This is a genomic window from Micromonospora sp. WMMD1076 (assembly GCF_029581475.1).
In the GTDB taxonomy this organism is placed as follows: domain Bacteria; phylum Actinomycetota; class Actinomycetes; order Mycobacteriales; family Micromonosporaceae; genus Micromonospora; species Micromonospora aurantiaca.
This window is the reverse complement of the sequence record NZ_CP120862.1, coordinates 2280942-2294365: the sequence shown is the minus strand read 5'-3', so window position 1 is coordinate 2294365 and position 13424 is coordinate 2280942. Positions and strand designations below refer to the sequence as shown.

Below are 13424 nucleotides of genomic sequence, written 5' to 3'. Positions count from 1 at the left end.
CAGGACTGGGCGCCGCGGTGAGCAAGCGGCAGCGCGGCACCCGGCAGGCGCACGAGGAACTGCCCGCCTCGATGCGCGAGGCGGTGGATGACTTCGCCGACCACCTGTCGCGGGTCCGCAACCGCTCCGCCCACACCGTCCGGGCGTACGTGACGGATCTCGTGTCGCTGCTGGACCACGCCGTCCGGATGGGCTGCGCCGAACTGGCGGAGCTGGACCTCGCCGTGGTGCGCAGCTGGCTGGCGAAACAACGGACCATGGGCGCGGCCCGGACGACGATGGCGCGGCGCGCGGCCGCGGCCCGGACGTTCAGCGCCTGGGCGCACCGGACCGGCCTGCTCGCCGACGACGTGGCGGCGCCGCTGGCCAGCCCTCGTGCGCGGCGGGAACTGCCCACCGTGCTGCGGGCCGACCAGGCCGCGGCTCTGGTGGAGGCCCCGTCGCGGCAGCGCCCGAGCCCGCCCGGGGCCGACCGCTCGACGGGCCACCCCGACCACGCCGGGCTCGGAGGCGACCACGGAACGGTCGCCGAGCCGGCATCCGCCGAATCGGCGGGCGACGGACCGCCCGACGCGGTGCTGCTGCGCGACCGGTTGCTGCTGGAGTTGCTCTACGGCACCGGGGTACGCATCAGCGAGGCGTGCGGCCTCAACGTGACCGACGTCGACCAGGGCCGCCGGGTGGTACGCGTGCTGGGCAAGGGCGGGCGGGAGCGGTCGGTGCCCTACGGGGTGCCGGCCCAGCGGGCGCTTGACGCCTGGCTGCGCGACGGCCGGCCCGCCCTGCTGGCCCCGGGCTCGGGCCGGGCACTTCTGCTCGGGGCGCGGGGTGGACGGCTCAACCCGACCACCGCGCGACGGATCGTGTCCGGCTGGGCCGGTGCCGCCGGGATACCGCGGGTGACGCCGCACGGGCTGCGCCACTCGGCCGCGACGCACCTGCTCGAAGGGGGCGCGGACCTGCGCGCCGTGCAGGAGTTGCTGGGGCACTCGTCGCTCGCCAGCACGCAGATCTACACGCACGTCTCGGTGGAGCGGCTCCGCGCCGCGTACCGGCAGGCGCACCCCCGCGCCTGACCGCCGAAAGCACGCGGGCAGCATCGGTGGACCCGGTCAGCGGGCGGAATCCGGCCGGCGCATGATCCATCTCGGGCTAGGATCGATTGATGACGGTGCCGCAGCCGCCCGAGCCGATTCCCGGGGCTCGGCTGCTCTTCTCCCTCGATCCCTCCGTCAGTCACCTCAACCACGGATCGTTCGGCGCCGTACCGGTCGCCGTGCAACGCGCCCAGCAGCGCCTGCGCGACGAGATGGAGGCCAACCCGCTGCGGTTCTTCACGCAGGGTCTGGTCGACCGGATCGCCCACGCCCGGCGGCACCTGGCCACGTTCCTCGGCGCCGACCCGGACGGCACCACGCTCGTCGGCAACGCCACCACTGGGGCGGCCGTGGTGTTGCAGTCGCTGGCGCTGCGCCCGGGCGACGAGATCGTGACCACCGACCACGGGTACGGGGCGGTGGCGCTGTCGGTCGCCCGCGAGTGCGGCCGCAGCGGGGCGGCGCACCGCACCCTGCCGGTGCCCCTGACCGCCACCGCCGAGGAGGTGGTCGAGATCGTCCGCACCGGGCTGCGCCCCGGACGTACCAGGCTGCTGATCGTGGACCAGCTCACCTCGCCGACCGCCCGGCTGTTCCCCGTCGCGGCGGTCGTCGCGGTGGCCCGGGAGCAGGGCGTGCCGGTGCTGGTGGACGCCGCGCACGCGCCGGGCATGCTGCCGGCCACCGTCGCCTCGGTCGGCGCCGACTTCTGGGTCGGCAACCTGCACAAGTGGGCGTACGCGCCACGGGGCACCGCCGTGCTCGTGGTGGCGCCGCAGTGGCGGGAGAGGATCCAGCCGCTCGTCGTCTCGTGGGAGCAGGACAGCGGGTTCCCGGTCCGGGTGGAGTGGCAGGCGACGCTCGACTACACCGGCTGGCTGGCCGCCCCGGTGGGCCTGTTCGCGCTGCGCAGCCTCGGCGTGGACCGGGTACGCGCGCACAACGCGGCGCTGGCCGCGTACGGGCAACGGGTCGTCGGGGACGCGCTCGGTGTGGCGCCCGAGCGGCTGCCGGACCCCGGCGGGCCGGCGGTCGCCATGCGGCTCGTGCCGCTGCCGCCCGGTGTCGCGACGACGCTGGACGCGGCCCGGGAGCTGCGGACCCGGATCGCCGAACGCCTCTCCGCCGAGGTGTCGATCGCCGGCTGGAACGGGCACGGCTACCTGCGGTTGTGCGGCCAGGTCTACAACACCCCCGACGAGTACGACCGGCTGGCCGTCCGGCTGCCCACGCTGCTCGCCCAGGGCTGAACCGGGCGCCTGCCGACCGCTCACCGACGCCGCCGCCGATCACTCGGCGACGTCGGCGGGACTGCCGGGGACGGGGTGCAGCGGCAGCAGCCGGACGCGACCGAGCCCGAGCAGGGCCAGCGGATCGAGGTATTCCGCGTCGCGTCGCAGCCCCCAGTGCAGGCAGGCCGCCTCGGCGCAGCCCTGGTGCCCGGCGAGCAGTTCGCCGACCGGCGTGCCGGTGTCCACAGGGGTACCGGCGGTGAGCCCCGATCGGACCGGTTCGTAGGTGGTGCGCAGCCCGTCGGAGTGACCGACTGTCAACACCGGCCGGCCGGCGACGGTGCCGGCGAACAGGACGGTCCCGGCTCCGGCTGCCAGCACCGGGGTACCGGGTGCCGCGGCGAGGTCGACGCCCCGGTGCCCGGACAGCCAGGGCCGCGGCGGCGGGTCGAACCGACGCACCACCCGTGGCGCACCCGGCAGCGGCCACCGGAACCGTCCGCCGGACGCACCCTCGCGTCCCGCCGCCGAAGCACGAGGAGCCGGGACGCTCGCGGGCGGGACACCCGCCGATGCGGGACCACCCGGCGCACCCGCAGGAGCATCCGGCGACGGCCCGGCCGCAAGCGAGTGGACGCGAGCCCGGGACGACGGCGGCCCGACCGAGGACGACAGCGTCCCGGCCCGGGACGGTGGGGAGGTGCCCGGCAGGCAGGCGACGAGACACAACACCACCAGCACGGCCCTGCCGGCGTGAGAGATCGAGGAACGCACGCCGAACACCCTGCCCACCCGAGCACCGTCCCGCGAACCCGACCCGACCGCGCTGTGGACGACGCCCCGACTGTGGACGAGCCCCGAGATCGGGGCCGATCTGGTACGGCCCGGACGCCTATGCTGGCCGGGTGACGAAGGACTGGTACGCCTGGCACAGCGACTACGACCAGCCCGAGTCCGCACTGGCCCGACGGCTCGACGAGGTGCGGCAGCGTGTCTCCGCGGCGCTGGACGCGGCGCCGCCCGGTCCGCTGCGCGCGCTGAGTCTGTGCGCGGGACAGGGCCGCGACCTGATCCCGGTGCTGGCCGACCATCGCCGGGGCGGCGACGTGACCGCCCGCCTGGTCGAGCTGGATCCGCGCAACGCCGATCTGGCGCGCCGCGCCGCCGCCGACACCGGGCTCACCGGCGTGGAGGTGGTGACCGGGGACGCCTCGCTGACCGACAGCTGCGCCGACCTGGCCCCGGCGGATCTGGTGCTGGTCTGCGGCATCTTCGGCAACATCAGCGACGACGACATCCGGGCCACTGTGCGGCACTGCGCCTCGCTCTGCGCCACCGGCGGCACGGTGCTGTGGACGCGGCACCGGCGCGAGCCGGACCTGGTGCCGGTCATCTGCGAGTGGTTCGCCGAGGAGGGCTTCGAGCTGGTCGCGGCGAACAGCCCGGCCGACGGTGTGGGCGTCGGCGCGCACCGGTTCACCGGCACGCCCCGCCCGCTGGCGCCCGGGGCGCGGATGTTCGAGTTCGTGGGCTACGACGTGCTGGAGCGGACGGAGCGGCCATGACCACAGTGGACGATGTCAGCCGGCCCTCGCGGGTGGCCGGGCCGGACGAGGCGATCAGCGTCGAGGAGCTTCAGCTCGCCGCGCGTAACCACGGGATCCCGCTGGAGGCGCTGCGGTACGACGTGACCCCGGCAGGTCTGCACTACCTGCTCATCCACTACGACATCCCGGACGTCGACCCGGCCGCGTACGCGCTGAGCGTGTCCGGTGCGGTCGAGCGTCCACTGCGGGTGGACCTGGCGGCGCTGCGCGACCGGCCCCGAGTGACGCACGGCGTGACGCTGGAGTGCGCGGGCAACGGCCGGGCGCTGCTGCGTCCCCGGCCGGTGAGCCAGCCCTGGCTGGTGGAGGCGGTGGGCAACGCCGAGTGGACCGGTACGCCGCTGGCGCCGCTGCTGCGCGAGGCCGGCCTGTCCGGCGACGCGGTGGACGTGGTGTTCACCGGCGCGGACCACGGGGTGGAGCGCGGCGTCGAGCAGGACTACCAGCGGGCGCTGCCGGTGGCCGACGCGCTGCGCGAGGAGGTGCTGCTGGCGTACGAGATGAACGGCGTTCCCCTGCTGCCGCAGCACGGCGCGCCGCTGCGTGTGATCGTGCCCGGCTGGTACGGCATGGCGCACGTGAAGTGGCTGCGCGACATCACTGTGACGACCGAGCCGTTCGACGGCTACCAGAACGCGGTGGCCTACCGGCTGCGGCGCGACGCCGGCGACCCGGGTGTGCCGGTGACCCGGATCGAGCCGCGTGCGCTGGTGCGTCCACCCGGGTTCCCGGACTTCATGTCCCGCACCCGGGTGCTGCGGCCGGGGCCGTGCACTCTGGACGGCCGGGCCTGGTCCGGCCACGCGCCGGTGACCTCGGTCGAGGTGACGGTGGACGGCGGCGAGACGTGGACACCGGCGGTCCTGGACGAGCCGGCCGGTGGCGAGTGGGCGTGGCGCCGGTGGTCGGTCAGCTGGACGGCGACGCCGGGGCGGTACGTGCTCGGCGCCCGGGCGACCGACGGGTCGGGGCGTACCCAGCCGGTCGAGCAGCCGTGGAACCGGGGCGGGTTCGCGAACAACCTGGTGCAGCGGGTCGAGGTGGGCGTGCCGGCGGAGTGATCCGGGGGCGTCCAGCCGCCCTCGGTCAGCTCCCGAATCCGGAATCTGCGGGAAGCGAGATGTCGGGCTTTTCGAGCTCTTCCACATTGACGTCCTTGAACGTCATCACTCGAACATTCTTGACGAAACGGGCAGGGCGGTACATGTCCCACACCCAGGCGTCGTGCATCTCGACCTCGAAGTAGACCTCGCCGTCGGAGTTGCGCACGTGCAGGTCGACCTGGTTGGCCAGGTAGAAACGGCGCTCGGTCTCCACCACGTAGGAGAACTGGCGGACGATGTCCCGGTACTCCCGGTAGAGCTGCAGCTCCATCTCGGTCTCGTACTTCTCGAGATCTTCCGCGCTCATCGCACTCCGCCTTCCATGACCACATCTTCCCCCACCGACGCCGGAGGTCGCGGCTGCTCGCCCAACGCCACGCCGACGGTACCCCCTGACGCGCCGCAGTGCCCCATCGGCTCGTCCGGGCGGCCGGCGAACGCTCCGGGCCCGAGACCCGGCAGCCCGGCCGCGGGCTCGGGCGGGGCCGCGTCGGCGCCCGCCGGGCGGCGGGCGCGGGGAGGCCGGCCGTCCCGTCCGGAGACGGCGGCCACGTTCACGTACGAGAAGCGGTGTTCCCGGCAGGGCCCGAGCGCGCGCAGCGCGGCGCTGTGCTCGGCGGTGATATAGCCCTTGTGCTCGGCGAAGCCGTAGCCGGGGAACCGCCCGTCCAGCTCCACCATGATCCGGTCCCGGGTGACCTTGGCCAGCACGCTCGCCGCCGCCACACACGCGGCCACCCGGTCGCCCTTCCAGACCGCCAGGCCCGGCACGTCCAGCCCGTCGACGCCGAAGCCGTCGGTCAGCACGTACTCGGGGCGGGTGGTGAGCGAGGCGAGCGCCCGGCGCATCGCGGCGAGGTTGCACACGTGCAGCCCGCGGGCGTCGACCTCCTCGGCCGGGATGACCACCACGGCGTACGCCAGGGCCCGTGCCACCACCTCGTCGTGGACGCGCTCGCGGGCGGCGGGGGTGAGCAGCTTCGAGTCGGCCAGCTCGTCGATCTCGCCGCGCCGGCCCTCGGGCAGGATCGCGGCGGCCGCCACGAGCGGCCCGGCGCAGGCGCCCCGACCGGCCTCGTCGGCACCCGCCACGTGCCGGAAGCCACGCCGTTGCAGGGCGCGCTCCAGCGCGTAGAGGCCGCCGTCGCGGCGGACCACGGTGCGCGGCGGGGTCAGCATGCGACGCCTCCCGCCAGCACGGCGCCGAGCCGGCCGGGCAGGTCCGGCGGGTAGTAGCGCTCGGCGGAGGCGGCCAGCTCGGCGACCGGCCACCAGCGGTGCCCGTGCACGCTCGCCCGTTCGACGTCGTTGAAGCCGGTCGTGTCGACGTCCCAGCCCGTCACCCGGACCAGGTAGAACTGCTGGTCCTGGCGGTACCAGACGCCGTCGAACGGGAACTCGACGGTCTCCGACCAGACCGGCGCGCCCAGCTCGGCCGGGGCCAGCCGCAGGCCGGTCTCCTCGGCCAGCTCCCGGGCGGCGCCGTCGACCGGGGACTCCCCCGGGTCGAGCCCGCCGCCGGGGGTGAACCAGTAGCGGTGACCCGGCCGGGCCGGATCACTGCCCTCGAAGAGCAGCACCCGGTCGGACGCGTCGACCAGCAGCACCCGGGCCGCGCGACGAGGGGTGTAGACGGTCACCGCACCAGCCTGCCAGACGCCTGCGACGAACCACCACGCCCTCCCGCCGCCGAGGCGTGGCAGGCGTGCCGGAGCGTGGCGCGGGCCGGCTCAGGGATTGGGGATCCCGTCGAACTGCTCGGGGACGCTGAGCCAGGTCGCACGGCTGACCGGCCAGAAGATGGTGAAGGCCCGGCCGACGACCTCGCCCTCGGGAATGGTGGCGACGTTGATGTCCTCGCCCGACTGCTGCCAGTGTTCCAGCGAGTCGCCGGACGCCTCCCGGTGGTCACCCATGACCCACAGGCGCCCCTTCGGCACTGTGACGTCGAAGTCCTGGTCGGCGGGCTTGTTGCCGGGGAAGATGAACGGCTCGTCGATCGGCTTGCCGTTGATGACCAGACGCTCCTGGCCGCCGGTGCGGTCGCAGCAGACGACGTGATCGCCGCCGACGCCGATCACCCGCTTGATGAAGTCCTCACCGTCGGGGTTGCCGCTCCACTCGGTGGGCGCCTTGAAGACGATCACCTCGCCCCGGTGCGGCGAGCGGAAGTCGTAGACCAGCTTGTTGACAAGCACCCGATCGTCGATCTTGAGGGTGTTCTCCATGGACGGCGACGGGATGAAGAAGGTCTGCAGCACGAAGGCACGCACCAGCACCGCGACCAGGATCGCCACGCCAAGGAGGATGGGCAGCTCCTTCCAGAAGGAGCTGCGGGGCTTCTCGGTCTGCTCGTCGATCACGGGAGGAGCCTACGTCGCCGGGTGCGGCGCGGTCGCCCCGAACCCGCCAGAACGGTGAGCGTCGCCGCGAGCGGGAGGATCAGGACGACGCCGCCGACCGGGTCGGGATCCACCGGCACCGGCCCCGCCGCGGGCGCGGCGTCCGCGCGCGGCACGCTCGTGAACGTCTCCGGTACGGGCAGACCGGTCCACCGCTGCGACGGCCAGACGATCATGAAGGCGCGGCCGACCACGTTCTCGATCGGCACCGGCCCCTGACATCGGGCGTCCTGCGAGACGAGCCGGTGGTCACCCATCACGAAGATCTGCCCCGGCGGCACCACCACCTCGGTGAACTGCCGGGACCGGCACTCCTTCGGATTGGGCGGCAGCTCGACCGGGGAGTCCTCGGAGACGTACGCCGTCTCGTCCAGCGGCACCCCGTTGACCACCACCCGGCCGTCGTCGCAGCACCAGACCTTGTCGCCCGGCACCCCGATGACGCGCTTGATGAAGTCCTTCTCGCCGGGACGGCTGACGCCGACCAGGTCACCGAGCGTACGGCCGACCCGGCCGGCGAAGTTGGCCGGCGGCGCGGGCGCCTCCTGGGCGACCCAGCGGTCGGTGCCCCGGAACACCACCACCTCGCCGCGGACCGGGTCGCGGACGTCGTAGACGACCTTGTTGACGAGCACCCGGTCGCCGACGAGCAGCGTGTCCTCCATCGACCCGGAGGGGATGAAGAACGCCTGGAGCAGGAACGTGCGGATCAGCACGGCGAGGCAGAACGCCACGATCAGCAGCAGCGGCAGTTCCTGCCAGAGCGGCATCTGGCGGCGACGGCGGGCCCGCCGGCGCCAGGGATCGACGGCGCCGTCCTCGTCAACCATCTGCACCATGCCACTCTCCGGTCCGCGGAAACGCCACTACCGCCCGGAAGTCCCCTCGGAGACCCCACGGGCGGTAGTGGACCGCTTCGCACCGTCCGGCTGCGCCCGTACCGACCAGGGTAGTGCGGTCTGGTCGATACGACATCCGCGCAGCTCGGGCGGCGTGGCGTACGGGATTCAGTTCGCCGGCTGCTTCTCCCGCAGCTCCTTGATCTTGGCCTTCTTGCCGCGCAGCTCACGCAGGTAGTAGAGCTTGGCGCGACGGACGTCACCGCGGGTCACGACCTCGATCCGGTCGATGCCCGGGCCGTTGAGCGGGTAGGTCCGCTCCACGCCGACGCCGAAGCTGACCTTGCGGACCGAGAAGGTCTCGCGCAGACCGTCACCCTGGCGGCGGATGACGACGCCCTGGAAGATCTGGACCCGGGACCGGTTGCCCTCGACGACCCGCGCGTGCACCTTGACGGTGTCACCGGCACGGAAGTCGGGCAGGTCGGTACGCTTCGACTGGGCGTCAAGGGCGTCCAGGATGTTCATCGCTGCGTCCTCGTGAGGCTCACGGCGCATCGTCAGTCGATGCGCGGATGGGTGATTCTGACCCCCGGGTGGTGACCGGCGAGACCAGCCCCGGTCGAGGGTCCTCGCAACCGCCCACGGCGTGGACGGATGCGGCAACCCCTCTACTTTGCCACATGCCCCGGTGGCGAGGAAAATCCGCCCCGGCCCAGCGTCGCCCGGTCCCGCTCGTCGAGCGTCTCCGGCGCCAGCGCGCCGATCATGTCGGGACGCCGGGCCGCCGTCCGCAGCAGCGACTCGTCCCGCCGCCAGCGGTCGATCCGGGCGTGGTCGCCGGAGCGCAGCACCTCGGGCACGTCCAGCCCGCGCCAGCTCGCCGGCTTCGTGTAGAGCGGGGCCTCCAGCAGCCCGTGCGCGTGCGACTCCTCGTCCAGCGACCCGGCGTTGCCGAGCACGCCGGGCAGCAGCCGGGTGACCGCCTCCAGGATCACCAGCACGGCCACCTCGCCGCCGAACAGCACGTAGTCGCCGAGGGAGACCTCGGTCACCGGCATCCGGGTCGCCGCGTGGTCCAGCACCCGCTGGTCGATGCCCTCGTACCGGCCGCAGGCGAACAGCAGGTGCGACTCGGCGGCCAGCTCGTGCGCCAGGGCCTGGGTGAACGGGACGCCCGCGGGCGACGGCACGAGCAGCCGGGGCAGCGTGTGCCCGTCCGGGCTCAGCTCGCCGGGCGCCAGCGCGTCCAGCGCCTCACCCCACGGCTCCGGCCGCATGACCATGCCCGGGCCGCCGCCGTAGGGCGTGTCGTCGACGGTGCGGTGCACGTCGTGGGTCCAGGTCCGCAGATCGTGTACGGCCAGCCGCAGCGTGCCGTTCGCGCGGGCCTTGCCGATGAGCGACAGGTCCAGCGGGGCGAAGTACTCGGGGAAGATCGACACGATGTCGACGCGCATGCGGTGGCTCCAGCTAGAGGTCGAGCAGGCCGCCGGGCAGGTCGACGACGACGCGACCGCCAGCCAGATCCACCTCGGGCACGATCGCCTTGACGAACGGGACCAGCGCGGTACGCCCCTCGGGGCGCCGCAGCACCAGCATGTCGGACGCGGGCGCGTGGTCGATGCGGGTCACCTCGCCCACGTGCTCGCCGTCCCGCGTGACCACTGTGAGCCCGACCAGCTGGTGGTCGTGGAACTCCTCCGGGTCCTCCGGCGGGGCGACGTCGGCGCTGTCCACGCCGAGCAGCGTGTTGCGCAGCGCCTCGGCGACGTCGCGCTCCAGCACGCCCTCGAAGGCGACGAGGAGACGGCCCTGATGCCAGCGGGCCGACTCGACTGTGAGCGTCGGGGGCACCCGCCAGGCGCCGGGCTCCGACGGGGTGACCCCCGGCTCGGTGGTCAACACCGAACCGGGGGCGAACCGTGCTTCGGGCTCGTCGGTACGCACCTCCACGGTGACCTCACCGCGGATGCCGTGCGGCTTACCGATCCGGCCGACGACGAGAAGCATCAGTACGAGTCGACGATGTCGACGCGTACCCCACGCCCGCCGATGGAGCCGATCACCTGGCGCAGCGCCTTGGCGGTCCGGCCGGACCGCCCGATCACCGTGCCGAGGTCCTCGGGGTGCACGCGGACTTCGAGGCGCTTGCCCCGACGGGAGTCGACCATGCGCACCCGGACGTCGTCCGGGTGGTCGACGATGCCCTTGACCAGGTGCTCCAGAGCGGGACGCAGCGGCATGTCAGGCCTGCTCGCCGGACTCGGCACCGGTCTGCTCCTCGGCCTTGGGAGCCTCGGCCTCCGGCTTGGCGGCCTTCTTGGCCGGCTTCGCCGGGGTGTCCGCCACGCCGGCGGCGGCCTTCGCCTCGGCCTCGTACGCCGCCTTGCGGTCGGCCCGCTCGGGGGCGACCTTCAGCGGCGGCGGGGCCGGCAGGCCCTTGAACTTCTGCCAGTCACCGGTCAGCTCCAGCAGGCGCTGCACGGCCTCGCTCGGCTGGGCGCCGACCGAGAGCCAGTACTGGACCCGCTCCGACTTGACCTCGATCACCGAAGGGTCTTCCTTCGGCTGGTACACACCGACGAACTCGATCGCACGACCGTCACGCTTGGTGCGCGAGTCGGCGATGACGATGCGGTACTGCGGGTTGCGGATCTTGCCCATCCGCAGGAGCCGGATCTTTACGGCCACAGTTGTTTCGCTCCTGTTGCGATCTCACCGGCCCGTACGGGCGGTGTGGCGGGTGAGCGCCGACCGGCACAGTGGGGTTTGGGCCGGAGACTGCTCGGTGAACTGGCGACGCGCCCGGGTTAGAGGGCGCCGGACGCGCGCCGGATACCAGCGAACCATTCTGCCAGATCCAGCCCCGAACTCTCACACCGGACCCGGACACCACGCCCGGGGCGGTCCGGGCCGTGACGCAGGACACCGGTTCAGCGCACCGGCGGACGGTCCCAGCCCGGCGGCAGTTCGACCGGTACGTCCCATTCCGTGGGCGGGGTGAAGTCGCACCAGGTGCCGTCGAACGGGAACTCGCCCGCCTCGGCGATCCGGATCACCCGCTCGCCCTCGGCGCGTACCGCCTTCTCGTCGGCCACCCAGTAGTGCGCCGGGAACGCCAGCCGCTCGACGAACTCGTCCTCGTCCTTCCACTCCCAGCTCAGGTCCGGGCGGACCACCACGTCGAGATCCTGGTCGATCATGTCGACCCCGGCCACCGTGCCGTCGTCCCAGCGGACGCCGGGCTCCTCCAGGTTGACGTACCAGTTCTGGAAGCGGCCGGCGGCGTCGCGGAACCACCAGACCGAGTGGGCCGCGCCTGCGGGCAGGAACTTCAGCACCGGCGGGCCGTTCCACAGCCCCTGCGCGAGCCGGTAGGACGACGTCACCCACTCCGCGAACGGCACGGCCCGCATGCCCAGGCCGGCGGCGTTCACCTCGTGCGCGACGGGCGCCTCGCGCGCCACCCAGAGCACCAGGCCGCGCTCGTCGTCGGAGACCACCCGGGCCGACCGGACCCAGCCGATCCGGCCGTTGCGCACGTTCCGGTGCATGATCAGCCGCCCCGGCTCGAACCGCACGCTCACCCCCGCCGTCGTGTTAACAAGGGGCCCCTCCTCTGCGGAATGCGTTAAGAAGGGGCCCTTCCTTACATCTCAGTAGGCGCGGGCGAGGATCGCCACCAGGTCGGGCTCGTCCTCCGAGTCCGGCACCGAGCCGTCGGCGCGCACCAGGCAGCGGACCGTCACGCCCTGGCCGTTCGCCTCGGCCTCGCCCTCGACGCCGACCGCCGACCACGGCACCCGCGCCCAGCCGGTGGCGGACGCCTCGATCGCCTCGGCCAGCGTCGACACCTCGACGGTCCGGGACCGGCGGAACTCCAGCGCCTGGTCGTGCAGCGCCTGCTGGTCGGCCTCCAGCGCGGCCAGGACCGCGCCGACCACGTCGGCCACCGGCGTCGGGGCCTTCGAGCCGTCCGTACGCCGGACCACCACCGCGTTGCCGGCGGCCAGGTCACGCGGGCCGACCTCGACGCGTACCGGGTAGCCGCGCAGCTCGGCGTCGACGGCACGGCGGCCGAACGCGGTGTCGGTCCGGTCGTCCAGCGCCACCCGCACCCCGGCGTCACGCAGCGCGTCATAGAGCTTTTGTGCCGCCTCGGCAGGACCGCCAGGGCCCTCGCCGTCCTTGACGATCATCACGTACGCCTGGACCGGCGCCAGCTTCGGCGGCACCCGCAGCCCGTTGTCGTCGCCGTGGCACATGATCAGGCCGCCGAGCATCCGGGTGGAGGTGCCCCAGGAGGTGGTCCACGCGTGCTCCCGGCCGCCCTCGGCCGAGGAGTAGCTGATGTCGAACGCCTTGGCGAAGTTCTGGCCCAACTCGTGGCTGGTGCCCAGCTGGAGCGCCTTGCCGTCGCCCATCATGCCCTCGCATGTGTACGTGGCGGTGGCGCCGGCGAAGCGCTCCCGGGCGGTCTTCAGGCCGACCACCACCGGGATGCCGAGCACGTTGACCATCAGGTCCTCGTACGCCTCGTGCAGGATCCGCCGGGCGTAGGCGCGGGCGTCGGAGCGGGTGGCGTGCGCCGTGTGCCCCTCCTGCCAGAGGAACTCGCTGGTGCGCAGGAAGATCCGCGGGCGCAGCTCCCACCGGACCACGTTCGCCCACTGGTTGAGCAGCAGCGGCAGGTCGCGGTACGAGTCGATCCACTTGGCCATGAACTCGCCGATGACCGTCTCGCTCGTGGGGCGCACCACCACCGGCTCGGCGAGCTGCTTGCCACCACCGTGCGTGACGACTGCCAGCTCCGGCGAGAAGCCCTCGACGTGCTCGGCCTCCCGCTTGAGGTAGCTCTCCGGGATGAACAGCGGGAAGTACGCGTTCTCCGCGCCGGCCGCCTTGATCCGGGCGTCCATCTCGGCCTGCATCCGCTCCCAGATGGCGTAGCCGGCCGGTCGGATGACCATGGTCCCCCGGACCGGGCCGTTGTCGGCCAGCTTCGCCTTGGCGATCAGGTCCTGGTACCAGCGGGGAAAGTCCTCCGCACGGGGAGTGAGCACGCGAGCCATGACCACACATCCTATTCGCCGCGCGGGGCGCGGGTGCGCCGGGGAGCCGGGCCGCGCCGTGTCGCAGGG

Annotated in this window: 17 protein-coding genes; 4 read left to right on the top strand and 13 right to left on the bottom strand. The window is 73.2% G+C overall.

The window, feature by feature from the left end; all coding sequences use genetic code 11:
• Window positions 1–71: 71 nt before the first annotated feature.
• Window positions 72–1076 (top strand): tyrosine recombinase XerC, encoded by a 1005-nt coding sequence (locus O7622_RS11250; RefSeq protein ID WP_282314107.1) that lies wholly within the window; start codon window positions 72–74, stop codon window positions 1074–1076.
• Window positions 1077–1165: 89 nt separating this feature from the next.
• Window positions 1166–2347: an aminotransferase class V-fold PLP-dependent enzyme gene (locus O7622_RS11245; protein ID WP_282313293.1), complete on the top strand. Its 1182-nt coding sequence runs from the start codon at window positions 1166–1168 to the stop codon at window positions 2345–2347.
• A gap of 39 nt (window positions 2348–2386) precedes the next feature.
• Here the strand turns inward: O7622_RS11245 and O7622_RS11240 are convergent, their stop codons facing one another.
• Complete coding sequence (locus O7622_RS11240; RefSeq protein ID WP_282314106.1) at window positions 2387–3004, bottom strand: M23 family metallopeptidase; 618 nt, start codon at window positions 3002–3004, stop codon at window positions 2387–2389.
• 230 nt (window positions 3005–3234) lie between these two features.
• Between O7622_RS11240 and O7622_RS11235 the strand changes: the two genes are divergently transcribed.
• Window positions 3235–3894, top strand: coding sequence for a class I SAM-dependent methyltransferase (locus O7622_RS11235; RefSeq protein ID WP_282313292.1), 660 nt, complete (start codon window positions 3235–3237; stop codon window positions 3892–3894).
• The gene (locus O7622_RS11230) at window positions 3891–4997 is read left to right on the top strand and encodes a sulfite oxidase (protein ID WP_282313291.1); all 1107 of its coding nucleotides are present in this window, start codon (window positions 3891–3893) and stop codon (window positions 4995–4997) included. The genes O7622_RS11235 and O7622_RS11230 overlap by 4 nt, the downstream gene beginning before the upstream one ends.
• Window positions 4998–5022: 25 nt before the next feature.
• Here O7622_RS11230 and O7622_RS11225 read toward each other — a convergent pair whose 3' ends face one another.
• From O7622_RS11225 to proS, 12 genes are all read right to left on the bottom strand, one after another.
• Entirely contained in the window at window positions 5023–5346 is a 324-nt protein-coding gene (locus O7622_RS11225; protein ID WP_011905215.1) for a DUF2469 domain-containing protein, read from the bottom strand.
• Window positions 5343–6218: a ribonuclease HII gene (locus tag O7622_RS11220; protein ID WP_282313290.1), complete on the bottom strand. Its 876-nt coding sequence runs from the start codon at window positions 6216–6218 to the stop codon at window positions 5343–5345. The genes O7622_RS11225 and O7622_RS11220 overlap by 4 nt, the downstream gene beginning before the upstream one ends.
• Window positions 6212–6679 carry an NUDIX domain-containing protein gene (locus O7622_RS11215; protein ID WP_282313289.1) on the bottom strand — a complete coding sequence of 156 codons (468 nt, stop codon included), beginning with the start codon at window positions 6677–6679 and terminating at the stop codon, window positions 6212–6214. Before O7622_RS11215 ends, O7622_RS11220 begins: the two co-directional genes overlap by 7 nt.
• A gap of 90 nt (window positions 6680–6769) precedes the next feature.
• A complete protein-coding gene (gene lepB, locus O7622_RS11210; RefSeq protein WP_120571172.1) occupies window positions 6770–7402 on the bottom strand; it encodes a signal peptidase I in 633 nt (210 codons plus the stop codon).
• Window positions 7399–8280: a signal peptidase I gene (lepB, locus tag O7622_RS11205; protein WP_282313288.1), complete on the bottom strand. Its 882-nt coding sequence runs from the start codon at window positions 8278–8280 to the stop codon at window positions 7399–7401. Before lepB (O7622_RS11205) ends, lepB (O7622_RS11210) begins: the two co-directional genes overlap by 4 nt.
• Window positions 8281–8448: 168 nt before the next feature.
• Window positions 8449–8808, bottom strand: a complete 360-nt coding sequence (gene rplS, locus O7622_RS11200; protein ID WP_013284591.1) for a 50S ribosomal protein L19 — start codon at window positions 8806–8808, stop codon at window positions 8449–8451.
• Window positions 8809–8951: 143 nt separating this feature from the next.
• Window positions 8952–9740 carry a tRNA (guanosine(37)-N1)-methyltransferase TrmD gene (gene trmD / locus O7622_RS11195; RefSeq protein WP_282313287.1) on the bottom strand — a complete coding sequence of 263 codons (789 nt, stop codon included), beginning with the start codon at window positions 9738–9740 and terminating at the stop codon, window positions 8952–8954.
• Window positions 9741–9753: 13 nt separating this feature from the next.
• The gene (rimM, locus tag O7622_RS11190; RefSeq protein WP_282313286.1) at window positions 9754–10293 is read right to left on the bottom strand and encodes a ribosome maturation factor RimM; all 540 of its coding nucleotides are present in this window, start codon (window positions 10291–10293) and stop codon (window positions 9754–9756) included.
• Window positions 10293–10553, bottom strand: coding sequence for an RNA-binding protein (locus O7622_RS11185; RefSeq protein ID WP_026268109.1), 261 nt, complete (start codon window positions 10551–10553; stop codon window positions 10293–10295). The genes rimM and O7622_RS11185 overlap by 1 nt, the downstream gene beginning before the upstream one ends.
• Window positions 10528–10974, bottom strand: coding sequence for a 30S ribosomal protein S16 (rpsP, locus tag O7622_RS11180; protein WP_282313285.1), 447 nt, complete (start codon window positions 10972–10974; stop codon window positions 10528–10530). The genes O7622_RS11185 and rpsP overlap by 26 nt, the downstream gene beginning before the upstream one ends.
• Before the next feature lie 242 nt (window positions 10975–11216).
• Entirely contained in the window at window positions 11217–11864 is a 648-nt protein-coding gene (locus O7622_RS11175) for a DUF402 domain-containing protein (RefSeq protein WP_282314105.1), read from the bottom strand.
• Between the two features lie 75 nt (window positions 11865–11939).
• On the bottom strand, window positions 11940–13355 hold the full coding sequence (gene proS, locus O7622_RS11170) for a proline--tRNA ligase (RefSeq protein ID WP_282313284.1): 1416 nt from the start codon (window positions 13353–13355) through the stop codon (window positions 11940–11942).
• Window positions 13356–13424 lie beyond the last annotated feature (69 nt).

What these genes read in the sequence shown, in the direction of transcription:
- O7622_RS11250 (WP_282314107.1), top strand. Translation starts at nt 72, where the DNA reads ATGCGCGAGGCGGTGGATGACTTCGCCGACCACCTGTCGCGGGTCCGC.
- O7622_RS11245 (WP_282313293.1), top strand. Translation starts at nt 1,166, where the DNA reads ATGACGGTGCCGCAGCCGCCCGAGCCGATTCCCGGGGCTCGGCTGCTC.
- O7622_RS11230 (WP_282313291.1), top strand. Translation starts at nt 3,891, where the DNA reads ATGACCACAGTGGACGATGTCAGCCGGCCCTCGCGGGTGGCCGGGCCG.
- O7622_RS11225 (WP_011905215.1), bottom strand. Translation starts at nt 5,346, where the DNA reads ATGAGCGCGGAAGATCTCGAGAAGTACGAGACCGAGATGGAGCTGCAG.
- O7622_RS11220 (WP_282313290.1), bottom strand. Translation starts at nt 6,218, where the DNA reads ATGCTGACCCCGCCGCGCACCGTGGTCCGCCGCGACGGCGGCCTCTAC.
- lepB (WP_282313288.1), bottom strand. Translation starts at nt 8,280, where the DNA reads ATGGTGCAGATGGTTGACGAGGACGGCGCCGTCGATCCCTGGCGCCGG.
- rplS (WP_013284591.1), bottom strand. Translation starts at nt 8,808, where the DNA reads ATGAACATCCTGGACGCCCTTGACGCCCAGTCGAAGCGTACCGACCTG.
- trmD (WP_282313287.1), bottom strand. Translation starts at nt 9,740, where the DNA reads ATGCGCGTCGACATCGTGTCGATCTTCCCCGAGTACTTCGCCCCGCTG.
- rimM (WP_282313286.1), bottom strand. Translation starts at nt 10,293, where the DNA reads ATGCTTCTCGTCGTCGGCCGGATCGGTAAGCCGCACGGCATCCGCGGT.
- proS (WP_282313284.1), bottom strand. Translation starts at nt 13,355, where the DNA reads ATGGCTCGCGTGCTCACTCCCCGTGCGGAGGACTTTCCCCGCTGGTAC.